Annotated in this window: 10 protein-coding genes; 3 read left to right on the forward strand and 7 right to left on the reverse strand. The window is 38.0% G+C overall.

Translation table 11 applies throughout. The features are described from left to right. From BMY80_RS12430 to BMY80_RS12820, 5 genes are all read right to left on the reverse strand, one after another. A partial coding sequence (locus tag BMY80_RS12430) for a hypothetical protein (RefSeq protein WP_281242275.1) occupies positions 1-208 on the reverse strand: 208 nt, incomplete at its 3' end. A 359-nt stretch (positions 209-567) separates the two neighbouring features. After that, on the reverse strand, positions 568-2421 hold the full coding sequence (locus BMY80_RS07870) for a hypothetical protein (protein ID WP_093142573.1): 1854 nt from the start codon (positions 2419-2421) through the stop codon (positions 568-570). A gap of 308 nt (positions 2422-2729) precedes the next feature. Next, positions 2730-4499, reverse strand: a complete 1770-nt coding sequence (locus tag BMY80_RS07875) for an AAA family ATPase (RefSeq protein ID WP_093142576.1) — start codon at positions 4497-4499, stop codon at positions 2730-2732. Between the two features lie 302 nt (positions 4500-4801). Then, positions 4802-6415, reverse strand: a complete 1614-nt coding sequence (locus tag BMY80_RS07880; RefSeq protein ID WP_093142579.1) for a hypothetical protein — start codon at positions 6413-6415, stop codon at positions 4802-4804. Positions 6416-6666: 251 nt separating this feature from the next. Further along, on the reverse strand, positions 6667-6954 hold the full coding sequence (locus BMY80_RS12820) for a zinc ribbon domain-containing protein (protein WP_425441298.1): 288 nt from the start codon (positions 6952-6954) through the stop codon (positions 6667-6669). Between the two features lie 1105 nt (positions 6955-8059). On the opposite strand from BMY80_RS12820, the gene BMY80_RS07890 reads away from it, so the two are divergent. Continuing rightward, positions 8060-8503 (forward strand): hypothetical protein, encoded by a 444-nt coding sequence (locus BMY80_RS07890; RefSeq protein WP_143066493.1) that lies wholly within the window; start codon positions 8060-8062, stop codon positions 8501-8503. Positions 8504-8984: 481 nt separating this feature from the next. Here BMY80_RS07890 and BMY80_RS07895 read toward each other — a convergent pair whose 3' ends face one another. Both BMY80_RS07895 and BMY80_RS07900 read right to left on the reverse strand, forming a co-directional pair. Continuing rightward, entirely contained in the window at positions 8985-9524 is a 540-nt protein-coding gene (locus BMY80_RS07895) for an integrase core domain-containing protein (RefSeq protein ID WP_177178535.1), read from the reverse strand. Positions 9525-9669: 145 nt separating this feature from the next. Next, the gene (locus BMY80_RS07900; RefSeq protein WP_177178536.1) at positions 9670-10629 is read right to left on the reverse strand and encodes a TAXI family TRAP transporter solute-binding subunit; all 960 of its coding nucleotides are present in this window, start codon (positions 10627-10629) and stop codon (positions 9670-9672) included. Between the two features lie 479 nt (positions 10630-11108). Here BMY80_RS07900 and BMY80_RS07905 point away from each other — a divergent pair, with 479 nt between their 5' ends. After that, positions 11109-11459, forward strand: a complete 351-nt coding sequence (locus BMY80_RS07905) for a hypothetical protein (RefSeq protein WP_093142592.1) — start codon at positions 11109-11111, stop codon at positions 11457-11459. 38 nt (positions 11460-11497) lie between these two features. Next, a complete protein-coding gene (locus BMY80_RS07910; RefSeq protein WP_093142595.1) occupies positions 11498-12055 on the forward strand; it encodes a hypothetical protein in 558 nt (185 codons plus the stop codon). Positions 12056-12266: the final 211 nt, after the last annotated feature.

Raw genomic sequence — 12266 nt, forward strand, 5'->3', positions numbered from 1 at the left:
ATTCTGCAGCACGACAGGTTATTCTGGCATGCGGAATCTTTTCAGGTATGTCCTCTGTAAAATATTGTCCGCATTCTCTACACTTGTATCCGTGATAGTGAAAAACCAGACTTAGCCGGTGTTTAGGATGATCCGGAAAATCCTTAATTTCAGTTGAGTGTCTGGCATGAGCATATACATTCTTTTTTCTGCAAAAAGGACATATCACGTCCGACGTCTGGCGGTTGCTTTCGAAAGAATAAACGGATTTTAAGGTTTTGGGATCGGAACTGGTTGAAACTAAAGTAAATGGTTGGCAGACTGAGTTTATCTGTGTATCATACGTCTGAAGGGGCATAAGGTATCTCTATGTTTTGTGTGTTGCAACCTGAATTCTAGAGTACTTTTGCCCCTTCTTCAATATTTACATTCCCAACAATTCCGTGAAGAGCCAAATTATTTGGACAGTAATCTATCGTTTTCTACCACCATAAATGCTTGAATTTGATTCTTAGGGACTATCACCATCAAACTTAACAGCACCACAGCATAACCTTTTCTTTGCGTAGAGCATCTGAAAGAAACGGCTCATTTCTGATTGTTTTTCTTTTTTGAAGGTTCTTTCGACTTTGAATTCCGTTTTTTCTTTTTACCGGAATCTGCAGGCTGAGAATTCCGCTTACCGCTTTTATCTTTAGCAGATTTAGGCTCCGACTTTCTCAAAGAACTGGCATTAAAATCAGACTTACATTTATCAATACCTTTCTTAATCGGAACAAGAACGTATGAATATCCGAAATCAAGTGTTTTATCCCAGGCTTTTCCGGCAGGATCTGTTATGTACGGATCAACATATTCTTTCTTTAGGTCGTAAGGAGCATTTCCGACAGCAGGCACCTCACCTTTATGCGCAAAAATGCCATAGGTAAACGATACCGCAACACATACATGCAGCAGGAACATATATGCCCTAAAGAAATATTCTCTGCATGTCTGCCGGTATTCCTTTTTCACTCTGATATTTTTCAAATCCAGAATAACACGGTTTACAATCAGCAATACGAGATAGATAAGAATTGCTTTTGCCAGATCCAGAAGGTACCTTATCAGAATGTCTGAAATTTTTCCGGTGTAATTCATTTCGAAAAAATGCTCATCGTCAACTGCAAAGACTGCAAATACTGCACAAAAAGCAATCAGTGTAATGAGCATGTTTCGGGTGGCTGAAATGCTGTTAAGGATTCTGCTCGAATGAAACCCGAGAATGCGTGCGGCATCACCGCTTATGCATCCGCAGCACAAATCTGAAAAATACTGTCCCACATTTGGGTCATTTCTGTCTTTCTTGTTTGCAGCAAGGTATGCAAAAACTCTCTGAAAAACAGAAAACTTTTCCAGTTTCTCAAGTTCGTTTTTGAAAAACGCCCTGCCGGTCTTTGACTCAGAATGAGATTTAATGTATTCAATCTCTTCAGAAAAAAGGTCGTCATAAAGGTTGCAGGTCATGAAGAGTTCTGCGGGAGTACCGAAGGAAAGAACACGATATTCTTTATCAAGACCTTTAACCGAGAAAGTCAAATCAGCAGTTTCAATGGTTCCGGAGTATTCCAGAAGAGCGATGTCCGGTTCGGGAAAAGACTTTCCTAAAAAAGAAAAATCTGCAGATTTAACAAATTTCCTAAAGTTTCCGTATCCGGAAATATACTCATTCAGAAGTTTGGCCTCCTCTGTCGATTCCAGAACTGAACATTTTCCGTTTGAATCAGCATAGCCTGTAACAGTAATGTAATGAGTCATAATGCCTGTGCCATGGCATTTTTTGCATTTGACTTTACCGCTTCCGAAACAGCTGAAACAATCGACTTTACCGCTACCGTGACAATCTAAACAGGTATAATACTTCATTACAGTGCCAAAACCGCTTCCATTGTCGGCAGGAACTGATTGGCCGTAACTTCCACTTCCGTTGCACTTGGAACAGGTCTTTTTTCCGCTTCCTCCGCAGCTGGAACACCTTACCTTCTTTTTACCTTTACATTCTGGACAGTCTTTAATGCAGGACAAACAGACAGTCGCTGTGACAGCTCGCTTTCTGAAGTTACCGATATCAGAGATTTCTTTTCCTTTTTCGTAAGAGACATTCAATATGTTAAATGCTGTTTCAAGCATATTCTGGGAATTTGAAAACTCACGTATGTAACGGTCTCTCTGTAATTCGAATTCCTTCGCATTAACTGATATAGAACCAGAAGGAGCTTTTTTGCCGACTTCCACTTTCACAGAAGATGTTTCTGCATAAAAACGCCATTCGGACAAATGTCTGAGCTTTGCCTCAGATGTGCCATGTTTTACAACTGTTACATCGTCCGCACTGGCATGGTTGCCGTCGACCAGAGTGCACATAAGGTTTAAAAGTGCAAGTTCAGACTTGTTTTCAATCATCGTTCTTCCCGTTATCTTTTCGTGATGTTAAGCAAAGGATTTGCTTCATTAATTAGAACTGTCTAAATCTTAATCGTTTCTGCAAAGGTTAAATTCTATATACTACAAAAAATAAATTCAACAGTGACTATCAGTTTTTAAAAGAGAAAACGGTGTTTAACCTCATAAAACCTCACAATAACCTCACAACATTTAAGTCGCTTTATGTATCTGTATTAAATTCATTTCTTTAGGATTTGCTCTGACGTTTGGTCCTCAGACTGACGCTGGGGCACTATTTAGCTGGTCTGATTTATTGTCCTATCCTACTATTTGAGTTTCTGAACCTTAACCGAACAGCTTTTTTTATAAAAACAGATACCATAGGCGAAAACTGACTTTATGGTTTTATTTTCCTTAAAACTGTCGGCATATCTGTTATTTTTTATCTGTTTTATGGCTTTTTCCGATATTGACACTCTGTCATCCAGTTCATGATTTGCTATTTTCAGTTCCAAAATGGATATCACATCCATGCCTGAAGACAGCAGAATCAGGTCGGAATATCCGTCACCTGACTCAAAATTGGATTTATGTTCCTTTATGAGGGATATGTCATTTACCAGCAGTCCGTTCATGAAACCATGGTAATAGTTTTCTTTCGGAGCCTTAGTGGAAAAATCCCTGATGGATACGTATTTTGCCAGAAGTCCGTTAAGGCTGTTCTCTACGGTTTCAGCATCCCCTTTAAACAAACCTTTTACCAGTTCATCAGTACTGTTCCTCATTTCAGGATTTGTTTCAAAGAAATCCATAATCTTCGATTTGAAACAGTCCTTTATTTCCTCATTTGGAATATACAATCTGTATTCGTATTTTGTGTCAGATCGGTATTGCGGATCAAAAGTGAGATATCCGGTATACAGCAAGAGAGTCCAGAAGTCGGCAACATCATGTTTTTTCAAATCACCGTAGCAGAGAGATGTTTTTACCTCCGTGGTTATTGATTTACCATCCAAAAGATCTTGCATTTTATCAATGTTTTCAGACCTGATAAACCCCATGAATTCCTCGATTACATCGTTACCACTGGTGTTTATCCAGTAGTTATCTGCCGAAATGATTTTATTTTTCACTCCGACTTTTTTGTAATTGGAATTACAGAATGACATCACATCCCACGGACAGTACACGTGAATTGCTCCGAAGTAGTATCCGTCGTAATTGTTTTTCACCTCTTCATAATAATCATTGAGACCATAGTACGACAGAACTTCCTGAGATTCTTCTTTGGTAAAACCAATACCTTGGGAAATGTCATCATCTCCGGTATCCAGAACAGAACAGATCTGCAGGTTGTTCAATCCGGTAAAGATACTTTCCTTTGCAGCTCTTAAACATCCGGTAAGTACAGCCCTTCCGAGATATAGATTTGTTTTTAAGGTATCGTTATAAAAAGGACTGATAAGATTTATCATTTCATCGTAATAGCCATAATAAGCGGCTTTGGCTATAGGTACATCATATTCATCAATCAAAAGTATAGGACTAACTTTATGATGTGTTTTAAGAAGACTTGAAAGCGTCTGAAGAGAACCGGTAAGAAAGGATTTATCGTTTCTATCCGCAAGTTTTTCATAATTGGTCAGATTGGCATACTGTTCCTTCTGCTTATCGGATAATTCCTTACTGGCAGCCAGATATTCAAACTGTAGTGCAAGTTTGTATATCAGAGTAGCAAACTGATTATACGCATCATGAAAACTCTGATGAACCATGGTTTTGAACGACACAAAGATTACCGGAAACTTTCCCATGTATTTGGCGCAGAATTCCTTATCCTCGAAGATTTTTGTGTCTTTAAACCATTTTTCCTGACAGGACACGTCTCCGGGATTTTCAGGATCTAGCGCAAAAAAATCATAGAAGGTGGACATGGTGAGGGTTTTACCGAAACGTCTTGGTCTGGTGATTAGCATAACCTTTGAAGTATTTTCTTCAAAAATTGTTTTTATGAATGATGTCTTATCAACATAGTAACTGTTGCTCTCAATTAATTCATGAAATAATTCTGAACCGATACTTATAGACTTTAACATTCTGTCCCACCTCAAAGCCAGACATGACACATGCGTAAATATTTCTCATGAAGCACAGTCTAGCACATCCGTAAAATAAACACAGTGAGATACCGTTAAACTTTAAGGATCTATTATCTCTTGAATATTACAATAGGGGACTTATTCTAACCATATGTAAATCACGTGTTTGTCTTGTGCAAGTATTGTGATGTTCTTGTGTTCGTTTTGTGTAATACTTGTTTATCTGTTTTAAATTCATTTCTTCATGATTTGCTCTGACGTCTGGTCTTCAGGCTGACGCCGGAGCAAAGATAAAAAAATCATAATTCCTTTTGAACAATGGCGACATATCTGTCACACACATCCTGAAAACGCTGCTGAGCCAGACTGATACGCTCATTAATTTCATTCATTCTGACTTTTGCTGCCTGAATCCTTCTTCTGGAATTTTCAATATGTGAATCATAACTGGAAATTCTTGAAGCTGCCGTCATGATTACCTTGTTTATCATGTCAAAGTCGCAATCGACACCATTCTTATCATCACAGGCCTCGGTAACGGCTTCCCGCGACTCCCTAAGCTCGTTTTCAATATTGGTTATTGACTGATTTGACTGTTTTATAATCTGGTCATAGTGTAAAATTTGATCATTAAGACCGTTAATTTCCTTTTCAGCTATGGCAATGGATTTCTCTGCCTGAGTGATACGATCCATAGCCTTTTTTACTCCTGTTGCATCACCGCTGACTTTAGCATCAGCCAAATCGGTAAGAGCTGCCCATTTTTCCCTTCTGGCATCAACAATATTGCGTTCTTCTCTGCACTTCATCTCCTCGCAGATACCAAGATTCTTTTCAGCGTCAAACAAATCCGCCTCTCTCAGCATTTTTACGCCTTCACCAGCAAATACGGAGCTTTCAGCAGACAGAGCCTGGGATTTTTTTCCGAATATTCTTTCTGCCATATCATGTCTTTTGGACAGATAGTCATGCAGAGCTCTCTTCGCATACACCTTATCATTTACGAGCTGATAACGATCGTTCTCCGCTTCCGTTTTCCAGTTTTCAACTGCTATTCTTTCACAGATTGCAGATGAAAGTTCGGAATTCGCATCATAGTAATCAGATCGTATGCTGAACAGCTCAAAATCATCCTCCGTTCTATTCTGAGAACAATTAGAACCTTCCGAAGCATTCATGAAATCATATGCAAGCCGATGCCAGTTATTTTTGATTTCTGCTTTTTTATTGTCTTTTTTTCTGATTTCAAAACCCGTAATTTCAGTCCCGTCTTTGGCAGTTGCAGCCGAAACGGGGCTGTCAAAATACTCAATTATTTCAGGATACATGTAAGAAAGCCATTGGGCAGGGTTATCCGCCTGTCTGACTTCACGACGAATCGATTCAACACCTTCCGGAAACTTTTCAGACAAGAACAAAGCAAACTGCGGATCCGTATAGTGATATACTCCCAAAATATGACTGATAAGTCTTTCGCTGAGAATCTTACGTTCTTCGCTGTCAGATATGACAGCATCAGGATGCAACAATACATATTCCAAAGGAATTTTTATGCGGAGACGGTCATGTCCGGCCACAATAAAATACCAGACATTATCGCTGTCGTAGAAAAATATAGAATCGACAAACCAGCCGAGCATACCGTCTTCCGAACCGCTGAAAGACAGTGAATTCTGACGGCGGTACTCAGTCTCAGACTCTGCGTCAGTCTTTCCCAATGCCGTAATACCTTTTTCAGAAAACAGTTCTTCCACGGATTCCGGCGTGTTATATTTTTCCAGAAGCTCTGAGGCGATTTTTCGGCAACCGTCACCATAAGCATCGTAACCATACTGAACAATTCCGTTCTCAAGTTTTCTGGCAATTACAATGAATTCCATTATCAGTGTTTCTCCTTTTGTCAGTTCATCCATCCTGAGATCCGTAAGCCTATAATATTCCTCAGGAAGATTATCAATTTAGCAAAAATAAAGAGTAGTGATTCTAATGAGAAGCATACACCATGCCGTTATCTATCTCTTCTTAGAAACGATGGTATCAGGACACAATAATATTAGTCAATCTATTTTTTATGTTTTGTATTTAAACATACGGCAGTGTCATTTTTTCAAATATTCCGCTATTTTGGATCTATAAAAACCTATAAAATAGATTTCTTACCAAATTAAGCATTCATCACCAGATTTGCCAGCTGACTCTTATTTAAGTCAGCCAGTATTGATCTTGGCTCCGGACTCCTGACGGCGTTAGCTACACCGCTTTTTTTAATCAGATTTAACAGATTTACCGAGGCCTGTATGTCTCTGTCAATTTCATTTCCACAGCTTTTACATCTGTAAATTCGGAACCTTTTAATTCCGTTGAAAAAGTTCTGGGTTGCCTCCAAAATGGAATGATTTGTAGAGCATATGTGGAATTTCATAAGAAAACAAACGAGCCAATAGACTCTCATCCACAGGCTCTTGTATAAATGTCCCTAGTCGCGCCCTTAGTCTTAGGAAAAACTAAAATCAAGGTGGTAAGGCAAGACTGCTCTTTGACGAAATTCCCTTACCGCCTTTAAACCGGACGTCTCTACCAGCTGACTTTATAATTATCATGCCTCGAATGATTTTTTCAGGCAGATTTGTTTACTGCGATTAAACTCATTAACAGACCATTCCAAACTTTTGTACTTTACAGCATTTAAGTTTTACAAGTTACCACGAAAACATAGCTGACATGGTTAGTCGATCACTTTTTTATTATCCGCCTGTGCGGATTACCATCCGTTATCCGTTTTCTTAACAGTTTTTCATATGAATCTATCTATATCCTGCAACAGCAAAAGCACTCGGGATCTTAGATTGACGGAGTATTTACCAAAACATCAGCATCTACAAAAACATTAAAATAATATTGGACGAACCACAGCTCGCAAAGAAAAGATGTATCTGCATGCAGTATAAGTCTGCAAAAAAGTGAATCAGAATAATTTTATGAGAACAAAATCTAATTTTATGTTATTTTTATTTCACATTATTAAACATTGTTGTATTATATAAATAACATTTTTCCTGATTGATATTTTTACAACAAATATTTATGAGAATTTCGGCAAAATAAAAATACATTATGTTAATTTAATTAACTTTATGCATATATCTGTAATGTCATTTTGAATTAACTGTGACTGTGTAATACCTCTAAAGTTAAAGCTTATCAGGACAGAATATTAACTAATGCACAGAAATGAAATTTTGAAAAATAGAAATTATATATGGATTTTTGGTCGGATGTAATCTTCGTTCTTATTTCCATATCAGAAGATATTAATTCAGGAACTGAATGTAATTACGTTACAGATAAAGAGAATATCTTTAACCGTAATGATTAAAGTACTGTTGTTCTTTTACGGACAACACAGATATGTATTTACATAATTATGTTACCTAAGGAAGATTCCCATGCTGTTAAACCTAGGATCCAAATATGCTGAATGTGTCAGTCTGATTGATGCCATTTCACAATATTCTGAAAGCGAGATACTGCAGGCCTTTTCAGAAATAGAGCTGTATATGTCTGCTGTGAAAAAATATGAAGCAGAAAACAATGTTCACGAATTAACCGTTCTTAAAAGTGAATTTGACAAAACCATCAAACTTATTTCAGAAGAAACATCAAATAATCTTAAATTGATTGAGGAAAACGAAATCAATCTAGATAAAAGCAGCGGCAACTTACAGATGTACTATTTTTGTGAAATTTACCCACTTCAGATAAATATTGCCTATGATTCAATTCATCAGGCAGTTCTGATGAGAGAATCGTTAAGACTCCAAAAAATGATTGATCGCCTAAACAACTGCGACAATAATCAGGAATATGAAAGGATTTCTTCAGAAATTGATTTGCTGGAATCAGAAGCGGCTTCTTGTAAGTTACAGGGAAAACTGAATGAACTTAGGTATAAAACCGACAGTTTCCAGACAAGAGATTCTGTACCATTTTTCTTACGATAATTTGAGTTTACCATAAACATGATCTTCGGTTAATGGTCTGCTCTTAACAGGTGGTAAGGCAAGACTGCTCTTTGACGAAATTCCCTTACCGCCTTTCAACCGGACGTCTCTACCAGCTGACTTTATAATTATCATGCCTCGAATGATTTTTTCCGGCAGATTTGTTTACTGCGATTAAACTCATTAACAGTCCATTCCAAACTTTTGTAATTTACAGTATTTAAGTTTTACAGGTTACCATGAAAGGATGACAGGCTTAGTCAGCTGGTTATCCTTTTTTATGGCTCTTCACGGAATTGTTGGGAATGTAAATATTGAAGAAGGGGCAAAAGTATTCTAGTATTTAATACCACACAAAAACAAATAGAGATACTTTATGCCCCTTCAGACGTATGATACACAGATAAACTCAGTCTCGCTTTATGTACAGCTTGTTTGTGACAAAAAAATCAAAAAATTTGATCTGACTTATACTCTCATATTATTCTTGTTTAATACCATTATAATCAGCATTTTTGATACCATTTGTTACCTTGTTTCTCTTACTATAGAAAGGCATAACCTCAGCCTTATCAGGCATTTTCCATATAAAAGCCTTTTTGGTGTCTCTGTTTCCTCCAGCGTTGTTTCTTTTGATATCAAGGGTCTTGTGTCTTCTGTAGAAATCAGCGATTATTCTGTTTCGCTTTTCCATTATTTCGCTACCCTTACCTTCGAAACATAATGCCGGCGTAACGTAGCATATACCACTGTGGCGATGCTCTTTATTATACCAGTCGTAGTAGCCCTTACACCACGCCCTGGCATGTTCGATGGACTGGAAATAGCTTGGTATCTCTATGACACGGCCGTGTTTGAGAAGCTTAAAGCTTGCTTCCATATGCGCATTGTCATTGCTTGTCCTTGGTCGGTTAAAGGTGCATAGAATACCCAGACTATAGCACGCTGCCTGCATAGTCTGTCCCTTCATAGGTCCGCCGTTATCAGAGTGTAAAATAAGCTGCGAACCATTACTGGTCATATTGATGCCGATTTCCATGATAAACAATTATTTCGCAAAAAACGGATGTGAAATATATACTTTTAGATCTCAGTTATTTGAAGAAATTGACATATTTGCAACATCCTATTAGCACCGGATTCCCGAGAAAACAGTTGCTGGTCCCCTACTCTGCTTTCACTCTTATATTCTTTGAGTGATAGTATTTTACAGCACCTCTGTGGAACGGAATGGCCACGCCTTCAACAGCGTTCTTTTCGGAAATTTCGTCCCCCGGAGGCATAATGGAACTGAATGATGAGGCATTGCTGAAGAGATTACCGGTAATCTTTTCAACATCCTCATTTGACATTGAGCGACTGGCAACAAGAAGCGTTTTAATGCCAACGGTATCAACAGCTTCGGTCTGACCGTTGTATGAACCTGACGGGATTGTCATTCTGGTATAGAAATTGTGATTGCTCAGAATATCCCTGATTTCATTGTCATCCAGCGGTATCAGTCTTATAGGATACAGCTTTGACAAATCAACAAGCACCGGCATCTTTACGCCGCCTGTAACAAACATGGCATCTATGTTACCCTTGATAAGATTACTGGTCGCATCCTCATAGCTGAAATTAAATGTTTTGATCTTATAGCCGGTAATACCGTAAACAGCAAGAATCTGTTTTGCGTTCTGCTCGGTTCCGGAATGAAGTTCCCCGATACTAACCTTCTTTCCGGCAAGATCACTCATTTTACGGATACTGCTGTTGGCGCCGACAACAACATGACATGATTCGGTATACAGACTCGCTATGGCGGCAAAGTTATTCATAGGGAGTCCGCCCTTGTAAAACCCCACGGCATGATAAGCGTCACTGCTGACATCATTCTGAGCCAGAGCCAGCTGTATTTCATCTTTATTAAGCATGGTTACATTGTCTGCCGAACCAGCGGAAGTAAGAATGGTAAGATTATACTTATCCTGTTTTGCCAGATTATTCTTCATTATTTCGGCAAACTGAACATATTTACTGTTCTGAGCAGCCGTTCCAATCTTTATTTCCTCAGAACCGCATCCTGACAATGCAAATGAAGACAACACTGCAAACGCAAAAAAAGATACAACCGACTTCTTCATTCTTATATTTCCTGTAAAACTCATGTGCTTTGCGTAATTATCGTATATTATTTTTAAAACTGTCCAATATAAATGAAACATGCAATAAAAAAATGTAGTTTTCCTCAATCTTATTATTCCGGGCCGACGCAAATATTTACAGATGTATAAACATTATTCTACTGTAAATAAATATTCCCCCACAATGCCTGATACAATCATAAAAACGCTCTCTTTTCGCTGATTAAATGACAAAAACAGCGATAATTTAATCAAAAAACTCCTTTTCCCTACATTATTCACAGTCATACAGAAAAGATACAAAATCAGGGAAAAAGTATATAATTTTCACGTCTTTATTTATCCGGATAAACAGTCATGAGTGAAAAAAAAACTATTGTATAGATGTTCTTAAATCGATTATTTCCAGCAGAAAACGCGGCTATTTTTCTCGTTCGGTAATTTTTCATCAACCTTATTTCATTATAACGGCAGTGCTTATGGCCGCTGTGGCAATATTTATAACTTTCATGGGCTATAGAAATTGCGCGATACCGCAATTATTGAAACACTATCTGAACATAACTCCATCTGGTTATGCCGAAGGCACCGGACAAATCATTAAAGTTGCTGAAAGACAAAGCTCAAGAAAAAGTGGTCCTAGATGCAGTTACATCGTTCAGTTAGCCAAAAAACAATCTTCAGATCATAAAGTTCCTCACAAGCTGAAACTTAATTGGCTTTATTGCGATATTCCTGAAAGAACAGTAATTACATTCATCTATAGAACAGACAATCCATCAAAAGCTGTGGTTGTTGACAGACACGGAAAGGTTATGTTTATTCTTTAATAATCCTTGTTCTGATATTTGTCTATATCATCTGGTTTATGCTTTTTTTATCTGAAATTGCGTTACTGCGCAGAAGACGTAATGAGGCCATAAACAGATTTAAACCTCTGGTTATGCATCTTATGACAGAGGAAGATTTCCGCAGAATGGATTATTTAGATAAGGATGTAGTACTCCTCTCAGATTCTGAAAAAGAAGAAACAGAAATTGAACTTACGCTTGATCTAAAACGAATCGAGCATCACAAATGCTTAAAATCAAGAGTCGGATTCTGGCTTAATATCAGACCGGCATTTGAAAGTCACAAATATTTTTACGTAAGCAGACACAATAACATCTGTGTTGGAATGAACGTTAAACTGCTTGTTTTCGAAAATATAATGCACTGTCCCGTATACACGATAAAAGAAAGTGAGCTGAGAAAAGCTACGGAAATGCCTTTAAGAGATTCGGAAAAATCTCCTCCGCCCAAAAAGGAAAGAACAGTCTTTTTTGTAGGCCCCTGGCTGTTCCGTTTCCAGAAACCTGCTGAAGAACTCAATCTTTATATAACCGATACCGGAATAAAAGATTACTTTACTTCCGGACGAAAATAACTGATACCGTCAGATACCGAAGCTTTGGGCGCTCCCCGGAGACACTCGCCCATGGCTGAATAATCATATCTGTCATTCACAGTGTCTGCACGACTTACCGCCATCACAGACAGACCTGAAGCCTTTGTCCTTAAAATAAAGCCTAATCCGTAAGAATACCATTATCCAAAAGCTGTCAATAACCGAGCATACAATCTCAAATCCCAGCTGC

The sequence above is a fragment of the Ruminobacter amylophilus genome (assembly GCF_900115655.1).
In the GTDB taxonomy this organism is placed as follows: Bacteria; Pseudomonadota; Gammaproteobacteria; order Enterobacterales; family Succinivibrionaceae; genus Ruminobacter; species Ruminobacter amylophilus.